The sequence below is a fragment of the Pseudomonas sp. Irchel 3H7 genome (assembly GCF_900187605.1).
GTDB lineage: Bacteria > Pseudomonadota > Gammaproteobacteria > Pseudomonadales > Pseudomonadaceae > Aquipseudomonas.
This window is the reverse complement of sequence record NZ_FYEA01000004.1, coordinates 74636-96846: the sequence shown is the minus strand read 5'-3', so window position 1 is coordinate 96846 and position 22211 is coordinate 74636. Positions and strand designations below refer to the sequence as shown.

The window sequence follows — 22211 nt, the reverse complement described above, 5'->3', positions numbered from 1 at the left end:
GGCTGGGTCTCTCGCAAAGCCATTTGAATCCGGGGCGCCATCAAATACTGATGCGCGACAATTTGATATCGGGTTCCTGATTGACGCTCAGTTGCTCAACGATCGCATCCTGCAAACGGCTGCACAGCAACGGGTCGGACAGCGGCTGGTTGTGAGCGTCGGTGATGAAGAACACGTCTTCGACCCGCTCGCCGAGGGTCGCAATCTTGGCGTTCTGCAGCGACAGGTCGAATTCGAGGAAAATCCCGCCGATCCGCGCCAGCAGTCCCGGGCGGTCGGGTGCGGTCAATTCCAGCACGGTCACCGGACGCTGGGCATCGTTGTGAATCGTCACCTGCGGCGCAAAGGCGAAATGCTTGAGCTGGCGCGGCACGCGACGCTGGATGATCGTCGGGTAGTCGTCCGGATTGCGCAGGGCTTCGGTCAGGCCTTCGCGGATCTGCTTGACCCGTGCCGGGTTGTCGCCGATGGATTCGCCTTCGTTGTCGAGCACGATGTAGGTGTCGAGGGTGAACTGGCTACTCGAGGTGATAACCCGGGCGTCGTGAATGTTCAAGTTGAGCTGATCCATTGCCGCCACGGTCACGGCGAAGAAGTCATGCTGGTCCGGCGCATAAATGAAGATCTGCGTGCCGCCCTCGAATTCGCGCTGGGTGGTTTCCTTGATCAGCACCAACGGCCCGCCATCGACCGGTTGCTGCAGGATTGCATCACTGTGCCAGGCCACGTCACCGGCGGTGTGGCGCAGGAAATAGTCATCGCCCAACTGCGCCCACAACTGCTCGACATCGTCCGGATCGGTGCCACCACGCACCAGAATATCCAGCGCGGCACTTTGGGTCTGGCGGATCTGTTCTTCGCGATCCACCGGGTTTTCCAGGCCACGGCGCAAGGCGCGCTTGGTCTCGGTATAGAGCTGGCGCAGCAGGCTGGCGCGCCACGAATTCCACAGCGTCGGGTTGGTCGCGTTGATGTCGGCAACCGTCAGCACATAGAGATAGTCGAGGCGGGTTTCATCGCCGACAGCCAGGGCAAAGTCATGGATCACCTGCGGATCGGACAAGTCCTTGCGCTGCGCGGTGGTCGACATCACCAGATGGTTCTGCACCAGCCAGACAATCAGGCGGCTGTCCCACAGTGGCAACTGATGTCGCTGGCAGAACGCCTCGGCATCGACCGCGCCGATTTCCGAGTGATCGCCATGCCGGCCCTTGCCGATGTCGTGGTACAGACCGGCCATGTAGATCAGTTCGGGCTTGGGCAGTTTGGCCATGAGCTTGGCGGCCAGCGGGAATTTCTCCGAGACCTGGGTGTACTGCAATTTGCGCAGGTGTTTGATCAGGTTCAGCGTGTGCGCATCGACCGTATAGATGTGGAACAGGTCGTGCTGCATCTGCCCGACGATAAAGCCGAACTCCGGCAGGTAACGCCCGAGAATGCCGTAACGGTTCATCCGGCGCAGGTTGCGGTGGATGCCGATCTTGCACTTGAACAGCTCGATGAACAGGCTGGTGTTGCGAATATCGTTGCGGAAGTTGTCGTCGATCAGGTGACGGTGCTCGCGCAGCAGACGAATGGTGTCGGCGCGTACGCCTTTGATCTCCGGCTGCTGCGCCATCAGCACGAAAATCTCGAGCATGGCGAACGGCGTGCGGCGGAACACGTTGTCGTTGCGTGCCTCAATATAGCCGTCGTGGAGCTGGAAGCGCGAGTTGATCGGCTGCGGCGGTGCTTCGTCTTCCGGGGCGAGGATGACTTCCTCGAAGTGCTGGATGATCAGGTCGCTGAGCTGGGCGATGCTCATTACCACGCGGAAATACTGTTGCATGAAGTTTTCGACAGCCTGTTTGGCGTCGTCACCTTCAAACCCGAGCAGCCCGGCGATGGTGCGTTGATGATCGAACAGCAAGCGGTCTTCGGAGCGGCCCGCCAGCATGTGCAGGGCATAGCGCACTTTCCAGAGGAATTCCTGGGAGGAGGCGAGCAGGGCGTTTTCGCTTTCGACCAGGAAGCCTTCGCCGGCGAGGGCGCGCAGGTTCAGGGTGCCGTACTGACGCCGGGCCACCCACAGAATCGTCTGGATATCCCGCAAGCCGCCGGGCGAGCCTTTGACGTTGGGTTCCAGGTTGTATTCAGTGTCGTTGTACTTGTGGTGACGGGCCTTTTGCTCGGCACGCTTGGCCAGGAAGAACTCCTTGGCCGGCCACATGTGTGCGGTGCTGGTGACGTCGAGCATGCGCTGACGCAGACGCTCGGGGCCGCAGATGGTGCGGCTTTCCATCAGGTTGGTGACGACGGTCAGGTCGGCGCGGGCTTCTTCGGCGCATTCATCGACCGAGCGCACGCTCTGGCCGACTTCCAGGCCGATGTCCCACAGCAGCGTCAGAAAACGCTCGATAGAGTCACGGAAAACTTCGTGATCGGCGCTGTCCAGCAGGATCAGCAAATCAATGTCGGAATACGGGTGCAACTCACCGCGGCCGTAGCCGCCGACCGCGACCAGCGCGATGTCGGCGTCTTCGCTCCAGGTGAACTGCTCCCAGGCCTTTTGCAGGATGTTGTCGACGAACCAGGCACGGTCTTCGATCAGACGGCGAATGTCGCGGCCATTGCGAAAACGCGTGTCGAGTACTTCGCGAGCCTGGCGGATCGCCTTCTTGAACGCCGCGATGGGACTCGCTTTCAGGGCCAGTTCAGCCTGGAACTGGCCGCGGTCGAAGAGTTCGGGATCCACCTGCGGCATCGATTGGCTTTCCTTCTATAAGGCTGGGAGCGTTGTGTGGATCAGGCCGAGACGCGCGGGATGGTGTCATCGGCGCGCAGGGTGAAGATCTCGTAACCGGTGTCGGTGACCAGCAGGGTGTGCTCCCACTGGGCCGAGAGCTTGCGGTCTTTGGTGATCGCGGTCCAGCCGTCGCCCAATACTTTGGTGTCGGCCTTGCCCTGGTTGATCATCGGTTCGATGGTGAAGGTCATGCCGGCCTTCAGTTCCATGCCGGTGCCGGCACGGCCGTAGTGCAGGATTTGCGGTTCTTCGTGGAAGACCTTGCCGATGCCATGGCCGCAGAACTCGCGAACCACCGAGAAGCCGTTCTTCTCGGCGTGCTTCTGGATGACTTCGCCGATGTCGCCGAGGCGGCAGCCAGGTTTGACGATTTCGATCGCCTTGTACATGCATTCCTGAGTGATCTGCGACAGGCGCTCGGCCCACACCGGCACTTCACCGACGTGGAACATGCGGCTGGTGTCGCCGTGGTAACCGTCTTTGATCACGGTGACGTCGATGTTCAGGGTGTCACCGTTTTTCAGCGGTTTGTCGTTCGGGATGCCGTGGCAGACCACGTGGTTGATCGAGGTGCAGATCGACTTCGGGTAGCCCTTGTAGTTGAGCGGGGCAGGGATGGCTTGCTGCACGTTGACGATGTAGTCGTGGCAGATCTGGTTCAGCTCATCGGTGGTGACGCCCGGTTTGACGTGTTCGGCAATCATTTCCAGCACATCGGCGGCCAGTTTGCCGGCGACACGCATGCCAGCGATGTCCTCGGGGGTTTTGAGGTTGACGGTCATACAGGCTCTCTCTGCGCTCGGCGGCGCTTGCTGATACGAATAGGGTGGCAGGTGTGCGTTTTGCGACCCTGAAAAACGCGATTCTAACAGACGCACGGCGCAATTCAGCGCCCGCGTGCATCGCTTCTCTCTATACAATGGTGCGTTCGGGGCCGATTCCAAGGGGGCTGCGCCCATGTCCTTGGTGCGAATACAGATTCCGGGTTCCGTTTCTGCGCACCCTGTGGTATAAAATGCGCCGCTTTCCGGGGATACCCCGAAAAGCTTAAATCCACACACGTGTCGACACGATGACCTGGGTGCTTTTGGCTTTATGCCACTGGTTGGTCATTGGGATACGTGGAGGCCAAACCCGACTTATTAAGGAACTATCATGTCCCAAGTCAATATGCGCGATATGCTGAAGGCCGGTGTGCACTTCGGTCACCAAACCCGTTACTGGAATCCGAAAATGGGTAAGTACATTTTCGGCGCGCGTAACAAGATTCACATCATCAACCTTGAAAAAACCCTGCCAATGTTCAACGAAGCTCTGACTTTCGTAGAGCGTCTGGCCCAGGGCAAAAACAAGATTCTGTTCGTCGGCACCAAGCGTTCCGCTGGCAAGATCGTTGCTGAAGAAGCAGCACGTTGCGGTTCGCCGTACGTCGATCACCGCTGGTTGGGCGGCATGCTGACCAACTTCAAAACCATTCGTGCTTCCATCAAGCGTCTGCGTGACCTTGAAGTTCAAGCCGAAGACGGTACTTTCGCCAAGCTGACCAAGAAAGAAGCGCTGATGCGCTCCCGTGATCTTGAGAAGCTGGATCGTTCGCTGGGCGGCATCAAAGACATGGGCGGTCTGCCAGACGCACTGTTCGTGATCGACGTTGACCACGAGCGCATCGCGATCACCGAAGCCAACAAGCTGGGCATCCCGGTAATCGGCGTTGTCGACACCAACAGCAGCCCGGAAGGCGTTGACTACATCATCCCAGGCAACGATGACGCAATCCGCGCTATCCAGCTGTACATGGGTTCGATGGCTGACGCAGTAATCCGTGGTCGCAACAATGTTGCTGGCGGCACTGTAGAATTCGCAGCTGAAGAAACTCAGGCTGCAGCTGAGTAATTAACGCCCTGGCGTTGACTCAGTAAGCAAAAAGGGGGCTTGGCCCCCTTTTTGCCACCTCGAAAACCATTTGTCGGCGGCGCAGCTACAGCTTCTGTAACGTGCAGCAGCTACAACGTGGGGTTTGGGACGAATTGAACGCCCGTTCGATCGGGTGGAATGGTTGAAAACCTATCCAAGAGGAATTTGAAAATGGCAGCAATTACTGCAGCGTTGGTTAAAGAACTGCGCGAGCGTACCGGCGAAGGCATGATGGATTGCAAGAAAGCCCTGGAAAAGGCTGACGGCGACATCGAAAAAGCCATTGATGACATGCGTGCTTCGGGCGCAATCAAGGCTGCCAAAAAAGCTGGCAACGTTGCCGCTGAAGGCGCCATCGCTCTGAAAGAAGACGGCAAATCTGCTGTTCTGCTGGAAGTGAACTCGCAGACCGACTTCCTGGCTCTGCAGGACGACTTCAAGGCATTCGTTGCTGAAAGCATTGAAAAAGCTTTCGCTGACAAGCTGACTGATGTTGCTCCGCTGATCGAAGCTCAAGAAGCTGCTCGCCTGGTACTGGTCGGCAAGGTTGGCGAAAACGTCAACATCCGTCGTCTGGTTCGCGTAGAAGGCGACGTTGTTGGTGGCTACCTGCACGGCAACAAGATCGGTGTTGCAGTTGTTCTGAAAGGCGGTAACGTTGAACTGGCCAAAGACATCGCTATGCACGTAGCGGCCAGCAACCCTGAGTTCCTGCTGCCATCGGAAGTTTCGGCTGAAGCTATCGAACGTGAAAAAGCTGTGTTCCTGCAGTTGAACGAAGAAAAAATCAAAGGCAAGCCAGAAAACATTGTTGAAAATATGGTCAAAGGCCGTATCAGCAAGTTCCTGGCTGAAGCAAGCCTGGTTGAGCAGGCGTTCGTCAAGAACCCTGAAATCAAGGTTGGCGAACTGGCCAAGAAAGCCGGTGCTGAAATCGTTTCCTTCACCTACTTCAAAGTAGGCGAGGGCATCGAGAAGCCGGTCGACAACTTCGCTGAAGAAGTTGCTGCCCAGCTGGCTGCCGCCAAGCAATAAGACGGTTTTTCAACTGTCGCCCGAAAGAGGCTGCCCGCTCACGCGCGCAGCCTCTTTTCAGATGGGGTTGCCAATTTTTTATTGGTTTCCACTTGGAACTGACTTACAAAGCCATGTTCCGATGGCGCTGAAGCAGCGCCAAGCTAGAGTGAACGCCAGCTGTAAACAGCTCGCAAAGAATTTTAAATACGCCGCAGGAGAGATTCGCAATGGCTCAGCAGGGCAGTGGTTATCAGGCTCGCTATAAACGCATTCTACTCAAGCTTAGCGGCGAGGCCCTGATGGGCTCGGAAGAGTTCGGGATCGATCCAAAAGTGCTGGATCGGATGGCACTGGAAGTCGGCCAGCTGGTCGGCATCGGCGTGCAGGTCGGTCTGGTGATCGGCGGTGGCAACCTGTTCCGTGGCGAAGCCTTGAGCAAAGCCGGTATGGATCGGGTGACAGGCGACCACATGGGCATGCTGGCCACTGTGATGAACGCCCTGGCCATGCGTGATGCGCTGGAACGTGCCAATATCTCGGCCATCGTGATGTCGGCCATTTCCATGGTTGGCGTGACCGATCACTATGATCGCCGCAAGGCCATGCGCCACCTGAACTCCAAGGACGTGGTGATTTTCGCGGCCGGTACCGGTAATCCGTTCTTTACCACGGATTCTGCAGCCTGCCTGCGCGCAATCGAGATCGATGCCGACGTCGTGCTCAAAGCGACCAAGGTCGATGGCGTCTACACCGCTGACCCGTTCAAAGACCCGCATGCCGAGAAGTTCGATCATCTGACTTATGATGAAGTGCTGGATCGCAAGCTGGGTGTAATGGATCTGACAGCTATTTGCCTGTGCCGCGACCACAAGATGCCGCTGCGCGTATTCAACATGAACAAGCCTGGTGCCCTGCTGAACATCGTCCATGGCGGCGCTGAAGGCACCCTGATCGAGGAAGGTCAACAATGATCAACGAAATCAAAAAAGACGCTCAAGAGCGCATGCAAAAATCCCTGGACTCTCTGGCCCATGCATTCGGCCAGATTCGTACCGGCAAGGCTCACCCAAGCATTCTGGGTAGCGTGATGGTGCCGTACTACGGTGCTGACACCTCCATCACCCAAGTGGCCAACATCACTGTAAAAGACTCGCGCACTCTGCAAGTCGTGGCCTTCGAGCGCAACATGCTCGCAGCGGTCGACAAGGCAATCCAGAGCGCTGGCCTGAACCTCAACCCGACCAACCTGGGCGAGTTGTTGCTGATTTCCATGCCTGCCCTGACTGAAGAAACCCGCAAGGGCTTCACCAAGCAGGCGCGCAGTGCTGCTGAAGACGCTCGTGTTGCCGTGCGCAACATCCGTCGTGACGCCTTGGGCGAGCTGAAGAAACTGGTCAAGGACAAAGAAATCAGCGAAGACGAAGAGCGTCGTGCCGCTGCCGATATTCAGAAGCTCACCGACAAGGCCGAGGCTGATATCGACACGGCTACCAAGCAAAAAGAAGCGGATCTGATGGCCGTATAAGGTTCGAGCTTTTAATGGACAAGACCAAGCAGACTGCGCCGTCCGCGGTGCCGCGCCATGTCGCGATCATCATGGATGGCAACAATCGCTGGGCGAAAAAACGCTTTATGCCGGGTGTCGCCGGGCATAAAGCGGGCGTGGATGCTGTGCGTGCCGTAATCGAGGTGTGCGCCGAGGCCAAGGTCGAAGTGCTCACCTTGTTCGCGTTTTCCAGTGAGAACTGGCAGCGCCCGGCCGATGAAGTCAGTGCCTTGATGGACCTGTTCTTCAAGGCCTTGCGTCGTGAGGCCAAGCGCCTCAACGACAACAACATCAGCCTGCGCATCATTGGCGATCGTTCGCGCTTTCATCCGGAGCTTCAGGCGGCAATGCGTGAAGCCGAGGCGATGACGGCGGGCGCCAACCGATTCATCCTGCAGATCGCCGCCAATTACGGCGGTCAGTGGGATATCGCACAAGCTGCGCAGCGTCTGGCGCGTGAAGTTCAGGCCGGGCACCTGCGTCCGGAAGACATCACCCCGGATCTGCTGCAAACCTGTCTGGCGACCGGCGATCTACCGTTGCCAGACCTGTGCATTCGTACCGGTGGCGAGCATCGCATCAGCAACTTCCTGCTGTGGCAACTGGCTTACGCCGAGTTGTACTTCTCCGACCTGTTCTGGCCGGACTTCAAACACGATGCCATGCGCAATGCGCTGGCCGATTTCGCTTCGCGCCAGCGTCGCTTCGGTAAAACGAGCGAACAGGTCGAAGCTGGAGCCCGGGTTTAATGCTTAAACAACGAATCATCACTGCACTGATCCTGCTGCCGATTGCCTTGTGCGGGTTTTTCCTGCTGGAAGGTTCCGGTTTTGCCTTGTTTATCGGTCTGGTCGTGACTTTGGGTGCGTGGGAATGGGCGCGTCTGGCAGGCTTCACCGGACAAACGTTCCGCGTGGGTTTTGCCGCCGTGGTCGCGTTCATGCTGTTTATCATGTACATCCTGCCCGGGCTTGCCCCGTGGGTGCTGGGTGCTTCCGTGCTGTGGTGGGCGGTGGCAACCTGGCTGGTGCTGACCTATCCGCGGTCCAGCGTGCATTGGTCCAGTGCGGCAACCAAACTGGTCATCGGCCTGCTGATTCTGCTGCCGGCCTGGCAAGGTCTGGTGCAGATCAAACAGTATCCGCTGGGTAACTGGCTGATCATGGCCGTGATGGTGCTGGTCTGGGGGGCCGATATCGGTGCCTACTTCTCTGGTCGCAAATTCGGCAAGCGCAAGCTGGCCCCGCAAGTCAGCCCAGGCAAAAGCTGGGAAGGCGTCTATGGTGGTCTTGCGCTGAGTTTGGTGATTACTGCCATTGTCGCGTTTGTTCGCGACTGGACGGTCGCCGAGTTGCTTAAAGGCTTGATTGGCGCTGCGCTGATCGTCTTCATCTCCGTGGTTGGCGACCTGACCGAAAGCATGTTCAAGCGTCAGTCCGGCATCAAGGACAGCAGTAACCTGCTGCCTGGTCATGGCGGTGTGCTTGATCGTATCGACAGCCTGACAGCGGCCATCCCTGTGTTTGCCGTGCTGCTGTGGATGGCTGCACCGTGAGTCGCCCTCAACAGGTCACTGTTCTGGGTGCGACCGGCTCGATCGGTCTGAGTACGCTGGATGTCATTGGCCGCCATCCTGAGCGTTATCAGGTGTTCGCGCTGAGTGGTTTCACGCGCCTGAGCGAGCTTTTCGCCTTGTGCGTGCGTCACGTGCCGCAATTTGCCGTGGTGCCGGAAGCTGCCGCTGCGCGCGGTTTGCAGGATGATTTGCGTGCGGCCGGTTTACCCACCCGCGTGCTGGTGGGGGAGGAGGGCCTGTGCCAGGTCGCTGCTGCTCCTGAGGTCGATGCCGTGATGGCGGCAATCGTCGGTGCAGCAGGGCTGCGTCCGACCCTGGCGGCCGTCGAGGCCGGCAAGAAGATTCTCCTGGCCAATAAAGAGGCGCTGGTGATGTCCGGCGCCCTGTTCATGCAGGCAGTGCGCAAGAGCGGTTCGGTGCTGCTGCCGATCGACAGCGAACACAACGCGATTTTCCAGTGCATGCCACAGGATTTTGCCCGTGGATTGAGCTCGGTCGGTGTCCGTCGGATTTTACTCACAGCCTCTGGTGGTCCGTTCCGACAGACACCGATGAGTGAGTTGGCGCATGTTTCACCTGAGCAGGCGTGTGCTCACCCGAACTGGTCCATGGGGCGCAAGATTTCGGTCGATTCGGCCAGCATGATGAATAAAGGTCTCGAACTGATCGAGGCTTGTTGGTTGTTTGATGCCAAGCCCTCACAGGTCGAGGTGGTGATCCACCCGCAGAGCGTGATTCACTCGCTGGTCGATTATGTCGATGGCTCGGTGCTGGCGCAGTTGGGCAATCCCGACATGCGCACGCCGATTGCCAATGCCCTGGCCTGGCCGGAGCGCATTGATTCCGGCGTGGCACCGCTGGATCTGTTTGCTGTGGCGCGCCTGGACTTCGAGGCGCCGGATGAAGAACGCTTCCCTTGCCTGCGTCTGGCCCGGCAAGCTGCCGAAGCTGGCGACAGTGCTCCGGCGATGCTCAACGCAGCGAACGAAGTAGCGGTGGCAGCGTTTCTCGACGGACGGGTTCGTTACCTGGAAATCGCGAGTATCATCGAGGAGGTATTGAGCCTCGAACCGGTCGTAGCATTGGCAGACCTCGATGCCGTATTTACGGCAGACGCCAAGGCGAGAGTTCTGGCCGAGCAGTGGCTGAAGCGCCACGATCGATAGAATTTGCTACACAATGGCTACACGCGGCACTGAACAGGATTGCGGAGAAAATAGATGAGCGCGCTCTATATGATTGCCGGCACCCTGATCGCTTTGGGTGTGCTGGTCACCTTTCACGAATTCGGCCACTTCTGGGTCGCGCGTCGCTGTGGCGTCAAGGTTCTACGTTTTTCCGTAGGCTTTGGCATGCCGTTGTTGCGCTGGCACGACAAGCAAGGCACCGAGTTTGTGGTTGCCGCGATTCCGCTGGGCGGCTATGTCAAAATGCTCGACGAACGTGAGGGTGAAGTCCCGGTCGATCAGCTTGATCAGTCGTTCAACCGCAAATCCGTGCGTCAGCGTATCGCCATTGTTGCGGCCGGCCCCATTGCCAATTTTCTCTTGGCGCTGGTGTTCTTCTGGGTGTTGGCGATGCTCGGCAGCGAACAGGTGCGTCCGGTCATCGGTGCGGTTGAATCCGGCAGTATCGCCGCCAGTGCCGGTTTGAGCGCAGGTGAAGAGATCGTGGCGATCGATGGAGAGCCGACTACCGGTTGGGCGGCCGTCAATCTGCAGTTGGTCCGGCGTCTGGGCGAAAGCGGTTCTCTGCAGTTGCTGGTGCGTGAGCAGGGTTCGACAGCGGATTCGCCGCGTGAGCTGAAGCTGGATAACTGGCTTAAAGGTGCTGATGAGCCAGACCCGATCCGCTCTTTGGGTATTCGTCCGTGGCGCCCGGCTTTGCCACCGGTGCTTGCCGAGCTTGATCCGAAAGGCCCGGCTCAGGCTGCCGGTCTGAAGACGGGTGATCGCCTGCTGGCCCTTGACGGCCAGACGCTGAATGACTGGCAGCAAGTGGTCGATACCGTTCGTACGCGTCCTGATACCAAAATCATGCTGCGCATCGAGCGCGACAGTGCTCAAATCGACGTCCCTGTCACTCTGGCGGCGCGCGGTGAAAGCAAATCGCCAAGCGGATATCTGGGTGCAGGTGTAAAAGCTGTCGACTGGCCGCCGGAGATGATTCGCGAGGTCAGTTACGGGCCTCTTGCTGCCATTGGCGAGGGTGCCCGTCGCACTTGGACCATGAGCATTCTGACGCTCGATTCGCTAAAGAAAATGCTGTTCGGCGAGCTCTCGGTAAAAAACTTGAGTGGACCGATAACCATTGCTAAAGTGGCGGGCGCTTCTGCCCAGTCGGGCGTCGCTGATTTCCTGAATTTCCTTGCTTATCTGAGTATTAGCCTGGGGGTTCTGAATTTGCTGCCCATTCCTGTACTGGATGGGGGGCATTTGTTGTTTTATCTGATCGAGTGGGCGCGTGGTCGTCCCTTGTCGGATCGGGTGCAAGGTTGGGGGATACAGATCGGTATCAGTTTGGTGGTCGGGGTGATGTTGCTTGCTCTGGTCAACGATCTGGGTCGACTGTAACGCTTCGCTGAATTGCGAATCTGCCGCATTTTGCGGCAGTTTGTTTATTGCCAGTTGGAATAAGAAAGGACTTCATGAAACGTCTGCTGCTAACTGCGGTTCTCACCGTATTGATGATCGCCGAAGTTCACGCCGAGTCCTTCACTATCTCTGATATTCGCGTCAATGGCCTCCAGCGGGTCTCCGCGGGTAGCGTCTTTGGTGCCTTGCCGTTGAACGTCGGTGAGCAGGCGGATGATCGTCGCCTGGTGGAATCCACTCGTGCGTTGTTCAAAACCGGTTTCTTTCAAGATATCCAGCTGGGCCGCGAAGGCAACGTTCTGGTCATCACGGTCGTTGAACGCCCGTCGGTCGCCAGTATCGAGATCGAAGGCAACAAGGCGATCTCCACTGAAGACTTGATGAAAGGCCTCAAACAGTCTGGTCTGGCTGAAGGCGAGATCTTCCAGCGCGCCACCCTTGAGGGTGTGCGTAACGAACTGCAACGTCAGTACGTCGCGCAAGGCCGTTACTCGGCTACCGTTGATACCGAAGTGGTGTCGCAGCCGCGTAACCGCGTTGGTCTGAAAGTGAAGATCAACGAAGGCACCGTTGCGGCCATTCAGCACATCAACGTGGTGGGTAACACGGTTTTCCCTGAGGAAGACCTGACCGATCTGTTCGAGCTGAAAACCACCAACTGGCTGTCGTTCTTCAAGAACGATGACAAGTACGCCCGTGAAAAGCTTTCCGGTGACCTGGAGCGTCTGCGCTCCTACTACCTGGACCGTGGCTATATCAACATGGATATCGCTTCGACCCAGGTATCCATCACCCCGGACAAGAAGCACGTCTACATCACTGTCAACGTCAACGAAGGCGAGAAGTACACCGTTCGTGACGTCAAGCTCAGCGGTGATCTGAAAGTCCCTGAGGACCAAGTCAAATCCCTGCTGCTGGTGCAGAAGGGACAGGTGTTCTCGCGCAAGCTGATGACCACCACGTCCGAACTGATCACCCGTCGACTGGGTAACGAGGGTTACACCTTCGCCAACGTCAACGGCGTACCTCAGCCGCACGATGATGATCACACTGTAGATATTCTGTTCGCCGTTGATCCGGGCAAGCGAGCCTATGTCAATCGCATCAACTTCCGTGGCAACACCAAGTCCGAGGACGAAGTGCTGCGTCGTGAAATGCGTCAGATGGAAGGCGGTTGGGCTTCGACTTACCTGATCGACCAATCCAAAACCCGTCTTGAGCGTCTGGGCTTCTTTAAAGAGGTCAACGTTGAAACCCCGGCCGTGCCAGGTGTCGACGACCAGGTTGACGTGAATTACGCCGTGGAAGAGCAGGCTTCCGGTTCGATTACCGCCAGTGTCGGTTTCGCCCAGAGTGCCGGTCTGATCCTCGGTGGTTCGATCACCCAGAACAACTTCCTCGGTACCGGTAACCGCGTCAGCGTCGGCCTGACCCGCAGTGAATACCAGAGCCGCTACAACTTCGGCTACGTTGACCCGTACTGGACCGCCGATGGTGTGAGCCTGGGTTACAACGCGTTCTATCGCACCACCGACTACAAAGACCTCGACGTCGACGTAGCAAGCTATGCGGTCGACAGCCTGGGTGCCGGCGTGAACGTTGGCTACCCGATCAGTGAGACTTCGCGTCTGACCTTTGGCCTGTCGGTTCAACAGGACGAGATCAAGACCGGTACCTACACCGTTGACGAGATTTTCGACTTCGTTAACAAGGAAGGCGACAAGTACCTGAACTTCAAGGCTTCGGCCGGTTGGTCCGAATCGACCCTGAACAAAGGCGTACTGCCGACCCGTGGTCGTTCCCAGAGTCTGACCCTGGAAACCACCGTGCCGGGCAGCGACCTGTCGTTCTACAAACTGGATTACCGCGGTCAGCTGTTCCAGCCGATCAGCGAGAACTACACCCTGCGTCTGCACACCGAGCTGGGTTATGGCGATGGATACGGCGGAACCGATGGCTTGCCATTCTATGAAAACTACTATGCTGGTGGTTTCAACTCGGTTCGTGGCTTCAAGGACAGCACCCTCGGCCCGCGCAGTACGCCGAGCCGTGGCACCAACCCGGGCACATTGGCTGACCCGGACCAGGATCCACTGCCGTTCGGTGGTAACGTCCTGATCCAGGGTGGTGTCGAGGTTCTGTTCCCGCTGCCGTTCGTGAAAGATCAACGTTCGCTGCGCACCTCTGTTTTCTGGGATGTGGGTAACGTATTTGACTCGCAGTGCAAGGACACTACCAATGCAAACGGCTCGACGTCGAACACCAAGTGCAACGACATCAGCCTGAGCAACATGGCCAGTTCCGTGGGTGTGGGTGTGACCTGGGTCACCGCACTGGGTCCTCTGAGCTTCGCGTTGGCCATGCCGATCAAGAAGCCGGATGAGGCTGAAACTCAAGTGTTCCAATTCTCCCTCGGCCAGACGTTCTAAGCGTCTGACCCAAGATAACGACAATGGATTTTGTAGGAGTGCATCGTGCGTAAGTTGACTCAATTGGTTCTCCTGGCCTCCTTGATGGTGGCAGGCCCGGCATTTGCCGACATGAAAATTGCCGTTCTGAACTATCAGATGGCCTTGCTGGAATCCGACGCTGCGAAGAAGTACGCCGTGGATGCCGAGAAGAAGTTCGGTCCGCAACTGACCAAGCTGAAAACGCTGGAAAGCAGCGCCAAGGGTATTCAGGATCGTCTGATGGCCGGTGGCGACAAAATGCAGCAGGGTGAACGTGAGCGTCTGGAGCTGGAATTCAAGCAAAAGGCCCGTGACTTCCAGTTCCAGTCCAAGGAGCTGAACGAAGCCAAAGCCGTTGCTGACCGTGAAATGCTCAAGCAACTGAAGCCGAAGCTGGATAGCGCAGTGGAAGAAGTCATCAAGAAAGGTGGTTTTGATCTGGTGTTCGAGCGTGGTGCAGTGATCGATGTCAAACCTCAGTACGACATCACGCGCCAGGTTATCGAGCGCATGAATCAGCTGAAGTAACCCATGACCGTGAATATCAAGCTCGGCCAATTGGCCGAGTTCCTCGGCGCCACCCTGCGTGGCGACCCTGAGACGAAAATTACTGGGCTAGCCACTTTGCAAGAGGCTGGCCCAGCTCAGTTGAGCTTTCTGGCAAACCCTCAATATCGCAAATACCTCGCCGGCTCGCAGGCGGCAGCACTGCTGCTCAAAGAAGCCGATGCCGAAGGTTTTGCCGGTAATGCGTTGGTGGTGCCGGATCCTTACCTGGCTTACGCGCGAATCTCGCATCTGTTCGATCCCAAGCCAAAAGCCACTGCGGGTATCCATCCGTCGGCGGTCATTGCGCCTGACGCAGTGGTTGATCCAGCCGCCAGCATCGGCCCATTCGTGGTGATCGAGGCCGGTGCGCGGATCGCGGCAAACGTGACACTGGGCGCGCATTGCTTCATCGGCGCGCGCAGTGAAATTGGCGAAGGCGGCTGGCTCGCGCCACGCGTGACGCTGTATCACGACGTGCGCATCGGCAAGCGTGTGGTTATCCAGTCTGGTGCCGTGCTCGGCGGCGAAGGTTTCGGTTTCGCCAATGAAAAAGGCATCTGGCAGAAAATCGCCCAGATCGGTGGTGTGACCATCGGCGACGATGTCGAGATTGGCGTGAACACCGCCATCGACCGCGGCGCGTTGGCCGATACCGTGATCGGCAATGGCGTTAAGCTCGATAACCAGATCCAGATCGCCCACAACGTTCAGGTCGGTGATCACACCGCCATGGCGGCGTGTGTCGGCATTTCCGGCAGCACCAAAATCGGCAAGCACTGCATGCTCGCCGGCGGTGTTGGCCTGGTCGGCCACATTGATATTTGCGACAACGTTTTCCTCACCGGGATGACCATGGTGACCCACTCGATTACCGAGCCGGGTGCCTATTCTTCCGGTACAGCCATGCAACCGGCGGCCGAATGGCGCAAAAGCGCGGCCCGCATCCGTCAGCTCGATGACATCGCGCGACGTTTGAAACAGCTGGAAAAGCGCGTAGGGGAAGTGACCCCTGACGGCAATGCTTCATCAGATGGCTGATACCATTTCCATATCAAGTGTGCACAGCCTCTAGACTGCCTCCTTGATTTGCTAGAGGAGTGCGCGTCAGTCGCGCTCCCAATCTTTACATAGGCTTCCCCCCGAAATGATGGACATCAACGAGATTCGCGAATACCTGCCTCACCGTTACCCGTTCCTGCTGGTGGACCGGGTGGTGGAACTGGACACTGAAGGCAAGCGCATTCGCGCCTACAAGAATGTCAGCATCAATGAACCGTTCTTCAATGGTCACTTCCCTGCGCATCCAATCATGCCGGGCGTGCTGATCATCGAAGCGATGGCTCAGGCTGCCGGGATCCTCGGTTTCAAAATGCTTGACGTGAAGCCTGCCGACGGCACGCTTTACTACTTCGTCGGTTCCGACAAGCTGCGCTTCCGTCAGCCGGTGTTGCCGGGCGATCAGTTGATCCTCGAAGCCAAGTTCATCAGTTGCAAGCGTCAGATCTGGAAGTTCGAATGCCAGGCTTCGGTCGACGGCAAGCCAGTCTGCTCCGCTGAAATCATCTGTGCGGAACGCAAGCTATGAGTTTGATTGACCCTCGCGCAATCATCGATCCATCGGCCGTTCTGGCTGATGGCGTCGAGGTCGGCCCGTGGTCGATCATCGGCGCAGGTGTGGAAATCGGCGAGGGTACCGTGATCGGGCCGCATGTAATCCTCAAAGGCCCGACCCGCATCGGCAAACACAATCGCATCTACCAGTTTTCCTCGGTAGGCGAAGACACGCCCGATCTGAAGTACAAGGGTGAAGAAACCCGTCTGGTGATCGGTGACCACAACGTCATCCGCGAAGGCGTGACGATTCACCGTGGCACCGTGCAGGACCGTTCGGAAACCACGCTGGGCGATCACAACCTGATCATGGCCTATGCCCACATCGGCCACGACAGCGTTATCGGCAACCACTGCATTCTGGTCAACAACACGGCTTTGGCCGGCCATGTGCATGTGGATGACTGGGCGATCCTCTCCGGGTTCACCCTGGTTCACCAGTATTGCCACATTGGCGCCCACAGCTTTTCCGGCATGGGCACCGCCATCGGCAAGGACGTTCCGGCGTTCGTCACCGTGTTCGGCAACCCGGCCGAAGCGCGCAGCATGAACTTCGAAGGCATGCGCCGTCGCGGTTTCAGCGAGGACGCGATCCACACCCTGCGTCGCGCTTACAAAACCGTCTATCGTCAGGGCCTCACGGTCGAACAGGCGCTGGCCGAGCTGGCCGAACCTGCAGCGCAGTTCCCGGAAGTCGCGATATTCCGCGACTCCATCCAGTCGTCGACTCGCGGCATCACTCGCTGATCATGGCCAATCTGCGTATCGCGCTGGTAGCGGGTGAAGCTTCCGGTGACATTCTCGGCGCCGGTCTTATGCGCGCCCTCAAGGCGCAGCATCCGGCGGTCGAGTTCATCGGCGTCGGTGGCCCGTTGATGCAGGCCGAAGGCCTGACCTCCTATTTTCCCATGGAGCGCTTGTCGGTCATGGGCCTGGTGGAAGTGCTCGGGCGCCTGCGCGAATTGCTTAAGCGCCGCAAGGACCTGATCGCCACGCTGATCGCCGAGAAACCGGATGTGTTCATCGGTATCGACGCGCCGGACTTCAATCTCAATATCGAACTCAAGCTGCGTCAGGCCGGGATCAAAACCGTGCATTACGTCAGCCCTTCGGTGTGGGCATGGCGACAGAAGCGCGTGCTGAAGATCCGCGAAGGTTGCGATCTGATGCTGACACTGCTGCCGTTCGAAGCAAAGTTCTACGAAGAGAAAGGCGTGCCGGTGCGGTTCGTTGGCCACACACTGGCCGACACCATCCCGCTGGAGGCCGACCGCTCTGCGGCGCGTGCCGAGTTGGGCTTGCCCGACGGCCCGCTGGTGGCGTTGATGCCCGGCAGCCGTGGCGGCGAAGTCTCCCGTCTCGGTGCGCTGTTCCTCGATACTGCTGAACGCCTGCGCGCGATGCGCCCGGGTTTGCGCTTTGTCATCCCGTGCGCCAATCCGGAGCGCCGCGCGCAGCTTGAAGAGTTGCTTGCGGGGCGTGATCTGCCGGTAACCCTGCTCGACGGCAAATCCCATCTGGCACTGGCTGCGTGCAACGCCGTGCTGATCGCCTCCGGCACCGCGACCCTCGAAGCGCTGTTGTACAAGCGGCCGATGGTGGTGGCGTACCGCTTGGCACCGCTGACGTTCTGGATTCTCAAACGCATGGTCAAGAGCCCGTACGTGTCCTTGCCGAATCTGCTGGCCCAGCGTCTGCTGGTTCCAGAATTGTTGCAGGATGATGCGACGGTCGAAGCATTGGCGCAGACCCTGTCGCCGCTGATCGAAGGCGGCGAAGTACAGACCCGCGGGTTCGACGAGATCCACCGCACACTGCGGCTGGATGCTTCTAATCAGGCGGCGGACGCCGTCCTCAACCTGATCGGTCAGACACGATGAGCAAGGCAAGCATGCAGATGGGCCTGGATTTCACCCTGGTCGCCGAAGTCGAAGAACTGGTCGCCGGCGTCGATGAAGTCGGTCGTGGTCCGTTGTGCGGTGCAGTGGTCACGGCAGCGGTGATCCTCGATCCGAATCGGCCGATTCTCGGCCTCAACGATTCGAAGAAGCTCACCGAAGCCAAGCGCGAAAAGCTCTACGACGAAATCATCGAGAAATCCCTGAGCTGGTGCATTGCCCGCGCCGAAGTCGAAGAAATCGACGAGCTGAATATTTTGCACGCGACCATGCTGGCCATGCAGCGCGCAGTCGCCGGCCTGCACATTCAGCCGAAGCTGGCGATGATCGACGGCAATCGCTGTCCGCAATTGCCGATGCGCGCCGAAGCGGTGGTGCAGGGCGACGGCAAGGTGCCGGCCATTGCTGCGGCGTCGATTCTGGCCAAAGTCAGTCGCGACCGTGAAATGGCTGCATTCGAATTGATCTACCCGGGTTACGGCATCGGCGGCCATAAAGGCTACCCGACGCCCGTTCATCTGGAAGCCTTGGTGCGCCTTGGCCCGACGCCGATTCACCGGCGCTCGTTCGCCCCGGTGCGTCAGGCTTATGAAGCGCTGGAAGGTCTGACGCAGGTTTAGTCGCAAGGCTGATGTTTTGTTCGAGGCCCGGTACAATCCGGGCCTTGTTGTCTCTATGTAACTGGACAGGATCACTATGCCGGCTTCATTCGTTCATCTACGCCTGCACACTGAATACTCCCTGGTCGACGGGCTGGTGCGGATCAAGCCGCTGGTCAAGGCGCTGACCGCCATGAACATGCCGGCGGTCGCGGTCACCGACCAGAACAACATGTGTTCTCTGGTCAAATTCTATAAAAACACCATGGGCGCCGGCATCAAGCCGATTTGCGGCGCCGACCTGTGGCTGTCGAACAAAGACCCGGATGCACCGCTGAGTCGCATCAGCCTGTTGGTGATGAACGCCAAGGGCTATCGCAACCTCACCGAGTTGATCTCGCGCGGCTTCATCGAAGGCCAGCGCAACGGCATGATCATTGTCGAGCGTGAGTGGGTTGCCGAAGCCAACGAAGGCCTGATCATGCTGTCCGCCGCCAAAGAAGGCGAGATCGGCATGGCCATGATCGGCGGCAATCCGGCCGAAGCCGAAGCCCTGACGCGCGAATGGATGGCGGTGTTCCCGGATCGTTTCTATCTGGAAATCCAGCGCACCAATCGTCCTAACGATGAAGAGCAACTGCACGGTGCCGTAGCGCTTGCCGACAAACTCGGCGCGCCGCTGGTGGCAACCAACGACGTGCGCTTCATCAAGCAGGAAGACTTCGCCGCCCACGAAACCCGCGTGTGCATCGGTGAGGGCCGTGCCCTCGACGATCCGCGCCGTTCGAAGAATTACAGCGATCAGCAATACCTGAAAAGCGCCGAGGAAATGATCGAGCTGTTCAGCGATATTCCCGACGCGATTGAAAACACCGTCGAGATCGCCAAGCGCTGCAACATCGAAGTGAAGCTGGGCACGCACTTTTTGCCCAACTTCCCGATCCCCGATGGCATGACCATCGATGAGTATTTCCGCAAAGTGTCCTTCGACGGTCTCGAAGAACGCCTGGCGGTACTGCTGCCCAAAGACACCACCGAAGACTACGAAGCCAAGCGCCAGGTCTATGTCGATCGCTTGAATTTCGAGCTGGATATCATCATCCAGATGGGCTTCCCCGGTTACTTCCTGATCGTGATGGACTTTATCCAGTGGGCCAAGAACAACGGCGTGCCGGTAGGTCCGGGCCGTGGGTCGGGTGCCGGTTCGTTGGTGGCTTATGTACAGAAGATCACCGACCTTGATCCGCTGGAATACGACCTGCTGTTCGAACGTTTCCTTAACCCGGAACGGGTATCGATGCCCGACTTCGACGTCGACTTCTGCATGGACGGTCGTGACCGCGTGATTGATTACGTGGCCGAAAAATACGGCCGCAACGCGGTAAGCCAGATCATCACCTTCGGTTCCATGGCCGCCAAGGCTGTGGTGCGTGACGTGGCGCGGGTACAGGGCAAGTCTTACGGTCTGGCCGATCGTCTGTCGAAGATGATTCCGTTCGAAGTCGGCATGACCCTGGAAAAAGCCTACGAACAGGAAGAGATCCTGCGTGACTTCATCAAGGTCGATGAAGAGGCGGCGGAAATCTGGGAGATGGCGCGCAAGCTCGAAGGCGTTGTGCGTAACGTCGGTAAACACGCCGGTGGTGTGGTTATCGCGCCGACCAAGCTGACTGACTTCTCGCCGATCTATTGCGACGAGGCCGGTGACGGTCTGGTAACCCAGTTCGACAAGGACGATGTTGAAGCGGCCGGTCTGGTGAAGTTCGACTTCCTCGGTCTGCGGACCCTGACAATCATCGACTGGGCGCTGAAAACGATTAACCGCGACCGCGCCAAGGTCAACGAGCCGCCGCTGGATATCGCGTTTATCCCGCTGGACGACAAACCGACGTACTCGTTGTTGCAGAAAGCTGAGACCACTGCGGTATTCCAGCTTGAATCGCGCGGCATGAAAGAGCTGATCAAAAAGCTCAAGCCCGACTGCCTGGAAGACCTGATCGCACTGGTGGCCCTGTTCCGTCCAGGCCCGCTGCAGTCCGGCATGGTGGACGACTTTATCAACCGTAAGCACGGTCGCGCCGAACTGGCGTACCCGCACTCGGATTACCAGTACGAAGGCCTCAAGCCAGTATTGGCACCGACTTACGGCATCATCCTGTATCAGGAACAGGTGATGCAGATTGCCCAGGTCATGGCCGGTTACACCCTCGGTGGTGCGGACATGCTCCGTCGGGCGATGGGTAAGAAAAAGCCTGAGGAAATGGCCAAGCAGCGCGGCGGTTTCATTGAAGGTTGCGCGACCAACAATATTGACGCCGACCTCGCCGGTAACATTTTCGACTTGGTAGAAAAATTCGCCGGTTACGGCTTCAACAAATCCCACTCCGCCGCCTACGGCCTGGTCTCGTACCAGACTGCGTGGCTGAAAGCTCACTACCCGGCGCCGTTCATGGCCGCGGTACTGTCGGCGGATATGCACAACACCGACAAGGTCGTGACCTTGATCGAAGAAATTCGCACCATGAAGCTGCGTCTCGACGCGCCGGATGTGAATACTTCGGAGTTCAAGTTCACGGTGAACGACGATGGCCGCATCGTCTATGGCCTCGGCGCGATCAAAGGCGTCGGCGAAGGCCCGGTTGAGGCGATCACCGAAGCGCGTCAGGCCGGTCCGTTCAAGGATCTGTTCGACTTCTGCGCCCGTGTCGACCTCAAGCGCATCAACAAACGTACGCTGGACGGCCTGATCCGCAGCGGTGCGCTGGATCGTCTGGGCCCGTACTTCCACGACGAGCAAAAGGCTTACCAGGCCAATATCGACCGTAACCGTGCCGTGCTGCTGGCGGCGATGGAAGAGGCGATCAAGGCGGCCGAACAAACCGCGCGCACCCACGACAGCGGCCATGCCGACCTGTTCGGCGGGCTGTTTGTCGAGGAAGACGCCGATGTTTATGCGTCCCATCGCAAGGCCAAGGAGCTGACCCTCAAGGAACGTCTCAAAGGTGAGAAAGACACCTTGGGACTGTACCTGACCGGTCACCCGATCGACGAATACGAAGGTGAAATTCGCCGTTTCGCCCGCCAGCGCATCATCGACCTGAAACCGGCGCGCGACACGCAGACCGTGGCCGGGATGATCATTGCCCTGCGCGTGATGAAGAACAAGAAGGGCGACAAGATGGGCTTCATCACCCTCGACGACCGCTCAGGGCGGATCGAGGCTTCCTTGTTTGCCGATGCGTTCCACTCTGCGCAATCGTTGTTGCAGACCGACGCGATGGTGGTGGTCGAAGGCGAAGTCAGCAACGACGACTTCTCCGGTGGTCTGCGCCTGCGGGTCAAGCGGGTGATGAGCATGGAAGATGCGCGCACCAACCTCGCCGAGAGCCTGCGCCTGAAGCTGCAAACCCAGGACCTGAAAGGCGATCAGCTACGCTGGTTGGGTGATTTGCTCAAGCGTCATCGCGGCGCGTGCCCGATCACCATGGAGTACACCAGCCCGGATGCGAAGACCTTGCTGCAGTTCGGCGAGACCTGGCGAATTGATCCGGCGGATGCGTTGATTCAAGCCCTGCGTGACCAGTTCGGGCGAGACAACGTCTTCCTCCAATACCGTTGACCGGCAAGTGCCATCATTGCGCTTGCCCGCAACCTGAATTTTTAATCTCGACC

The 22211-nt window shown here is 58.3% G+C and carries 18 protein-coding genes; 16 read left to right on the top strand and 2 right to left on the bottom strand.

The genetic code is table 11. The features are described 5' to 3' along the window. Positions 1-40: 40 nt before the first annotated feature. Together CKW38_RS08960 and map are read right to left on the bottom strand one after the other, a co-directional pair. Positions 41-2743, bottom strand: coding sequence for a [protein-PII] uridylyltransferase (locus CKW38_RS08960; protein ID WP_007908858.1), 2703 nt, complete (start codon positions 2741-2743; stop codon positions 41-43). Positions 2744-2784: 41 nt separating this feature from the next. Next, on the bottom strand, positions 2785-3567 hold the full coding sequence (gene map / locus CKW38_RS08955; protein WP_007908857.1) for a type I methionyl aminopeptidase: 783 nt from the start codon (positions 3565-3567) through the stop codon (positions 2785-2787). 373 nt (positions 3568-3940) lie between these two features. On the opposite strand from map, the gene rpsB reads away from it, so the two are divergent. The 16 genes from rpsB (at position 3941) to dnaE (ending at position 22158) form a co-directional block, all read left to right on the top strand. After that, entirely contained in the window at positions 3941-4678 is a 738-nt protein-coding gene (gene rpsB / locus CKW38_RS08950; RefSeq protein ID WP_003222119.1) for a 30S ribosomal protein S2, read from the top strand. A gap of 192 nt (positions 4679-4870) precedes the next feature. Continuing rightward, entirely contained in the window at positions 4871-5734 is an 864-nt protein-coding gene (gene tsf, locus CKW38_RS08945; protein ID WP_007908856.1) for a translation elongation factor Ts, read from the top strand. Between the two features lie 209 nt (positions 5735-5943). Further along, a complete protein-coding gene (gene pyrH, locus CKW38_RS08940; RefSeq protein ID WP_003222124.1) occupies positions 5944-6687 on the top strand; it encodes a UMP kinase in 744 nt (247 codons plus the stop codon). After that, the gene (frr, locus tag CKW38_RS08935) at positions 6684-7241 is read left to right on the top strand and encodes a ribosome recycling factor (RefSeq protein WP_007908855.1); all 558 of its coding nucleotides are present in this window, start codon (positions 6684-6686) and stop codon (positions 7239-7241) included. The genes pyrH and frr overlap by 4 nt, the downstream gene beginning before the upstream one ends. 14 nt (positions 7242-7255) lie before the next feature. Beyond that, positions 7256-8011, top strand: a complete 756-nt coding sequence (gene uppS, locus CKW38_RS08930) for a polyprenyl diphosphate synthase (RefSeq protein ID WP_007908854.1) — start codon at positions 7256-7258, stop codon at positions 8009-8011. Continuing rightward, complete coding sequence (locus CKW38_RS08925) at positions 8011-8817, top strand: phosphatidate cytidylyltransferase (RefSeq protein ID WP_095112516.1); 807 nt, start codon at positions 8011-8013, stop codon at positions 8815-8817. The genes uppS and CKW38_RS08925 overlap by 1 nt, the downstream gene beginning before the upstream one ends. Further along, positions 8814-10004 (top strand): 1-deoxy-D-xylulose-5-phosphate reductoisomerase, encoded by a 1191-nt coding sequence (ispC, locus tag CKW38_RS08920; RefSeq protein ID WP_007908852.1) that lies wholly within the window; start codon positions 8814-8816, stop codon positions 10002-10004. Before CKW38_RS08925 ends, ispC begins: the two co-directional genes overlap by 4 nt. 54 nt (positions 10005-10058) lie before the next feature. Next, positions 10059-11411, top strand: coding sequence for a sigma E protease regulator RseP (rseP, locus tag CKW38_RS08915; RefSeq protein ID WP_095112514.1), 1353 nt, complete (start codon positions 10059-10061; stop codon positions 11409-11411). Positions 11412-11485: 74 nt separating this feature from the next. Continuing rightward, complete coding sequence (gene bamA / locus CKW38_RS08910; protein WP_007908850.1) at positions 11486-13861, top strand: outer membrane protein assembly factor BamA; 2376 nt, start codon at positions 11486-11488, stop codon at positions 13859-13861. Between the two features lie 45 nt (positions 13862-13906). Further along, entirely contained in the window at positions 13907-14410 is a 504-nt protein-coding gene (locus CKW38_RS08905; protein WP_007908849.1) for an OmpH family outer membrane protein, read from the top strand. A gap of 3 nt (positions 14411-14413) precedes the next feature. Next, positions 14414-15469 (top strand): UDP-3-O-(3-hydroxymyristoyl)glucosamine N-acyltransferase, encoded by a 1056-nt coding sequence (gene lpxD / locus CKW38_RS08900; protein ID WP_095112513.1) that lies wholly within the window; start codon positions 14414-14416, stop codon positions 15467-15469. 106 nt (positions 15470-15575) lie between these two features. Then, complete coding sequence (fabZ, locus tag CKW38_RS08895; protein WP_003222142.1) at positions 15576-16016, top strand: 3-hydroxyacyl-ACP dehydratase FabZ; 441 nt, start codon at positions 15576-15578, stop codon at positions 16014-16016. Further along, on the top strand, positions 16013-16789 hold the full coding sequence (gene lpxA, locus CKW38_RS08890) for an acyl-ACP--UDP-N-acetylglucosamine O-acyltransferase (protein ID WP_007908847.1): 777 nt from the start codon (positions 16013-16015) through the stop codon (positions 16787-16789). Before fabZ ends, lpxA begins: the two co-directional genes overlap by 4 nt. A gap of 2 nt (positions 16790-16791) precedes the next feature. Next, on the top strand, positions 16792-17922 hold the full coding sequence (gene lpxB, locus CKW38_RS08885; RefSeq protein WP_095112511.1) for a lipid-A-disaccharide synthase: 1131 nt from the start codon (positions 16792-16794) through the stop codon (positions 17920-17922). An 11-nt stretch (positions 17923-17933) separates the two neighbouring features. Beyond that, complete coding sequence (rnhB, locus tag CKW38_RS08880; protein WP_007908845.1) at positions 17934-18560, top strand: ribonuclease HII; 627 nt, start codon at positions 17934-17936, stop codon at positions 18558-18560. A 76-nt stretch (positions 18561-18636) separates the two neighbouring features. Next, positions 18637-22158, top strand: coding sequence for a DNA polymerase III subunit alpha (gene dnaE, locus CKW38_RS08875; RefSeq protein ID WP_007908844.1), 3522 nt, complete (start codon positions 18637-18639; stop codon positions 22156-22158). The last annotated feature ends 53 nt before the right edge of the window (positions 22159-22211 follow it).

Excerpts from the sequence above, each read along its gene's own strand:
- tsf (WP_007908856.1), top strand. The coding sequence starts at position 4,871 with ATGGCAGCAATTACTGCAGCGTTGGTTAAAGAACTGCGCGAGCGTACC.
- frr (WP_007908855.1), top strand. The coding sequence starts at position 6,684 with ATGATCAACGAAATCAAAAAAGACGCTCAAGAGCGCATGCAAAAATCC.
- lpxD (WP_095112513.1), top strand. The coding sequence starts at position 14,414 with ATGACCGTGAATATCAAGCTCGGCCAATTGGCCGAGTTCCTCGGCGCC.
- CKW38_RS08925 (WP_095112516.1), top strand. The coding sequence starts at position 8,011 with ATGCTTAAACAACGAATCATCACTGCACTGATCCTGCTGCCGATTGCC.
- uppS (WP_007908854.1), top strand. The coding sequence starts at position 7,256 with ATGGACAAGACCAAGCAGACTGCGCCGTCCGCGGTGCCGCGCCATGTC.
- rnhB (WP_007908845.1), top strand. The coding sequence starts at position 17,934 with ATGCAGATGGGCCTGGATTTCACCCTGGTCGCCGAAGTCGAAGAACTG.
- lpxA (WP_007908847.1), top strand. The coding sequence starts at position 16,013 with ATGAGTTTGATTGACCCTCGCGCAATCATCGATCCATCGGCCGTTCTG.
- map (WP_007908857.1), bottom strand. The coding sequence starts at position 3,567 with ATGACCGTCAACCTCAAAACCCCCGAGGACATCGCTGGCATGCGTGTC.
- rseP (WP_095112514.1), top strand. The coding sequence starts at position 10,059 with ATGAGCGCGCTCTATATGATTGCCGGCACCCTGATCGCTTTGGGTGTG.
- bamA (WP_007908850.1), top strand. The coding sequence starts at position 11,486 with ATGAAACGTCTGCTGCTAACTGCGGTTCTCACCGTATTGATGATCGCC.
- rpsB (WP_003222119.1), top strand. The coding sequence starts at position 3,941 with ATGTCCCAAGTCAATATGCGCGATATGCTGAAGGCCGGTGTGCACTTC.
- lpxB (WP_095112511.1), top strand. The coding sequence starts at position 16,792 with ATGGCCAATCTGCGTATCGCGCTGGTAGCGGGTGAAGCTTCCGGTGAC.
- pyrH (WP_003222124.1), top strand. The coding sequence starts at position 5,944 with ATGGCTCAGCAGGGCAGTGGTTATCAGGCTCGCTATAAACGCATTCTA.
- CKW38_RS08960 (WP_007908858.1), bottom strand. The coding sequence starts at position 2,743 with ATGCCGCAGGTGGATCCCGAACTCTTCGACCGCGGCCAGTTCCAGGCT.
- dnaE (WP_007908844.1), top strand. The coding sequence starts at position 18,637 with ATGCCGGCTTCATTCGTTCATCTACGCCTGCACACTGAATACTCCCTG.
- fabZ (WP_003222142.1), top strand. The coding sequence starts at position 15,576 with ATGATGGACATCAACGAGATTCGCGAATACCTGCCTCACCGTTACCCG.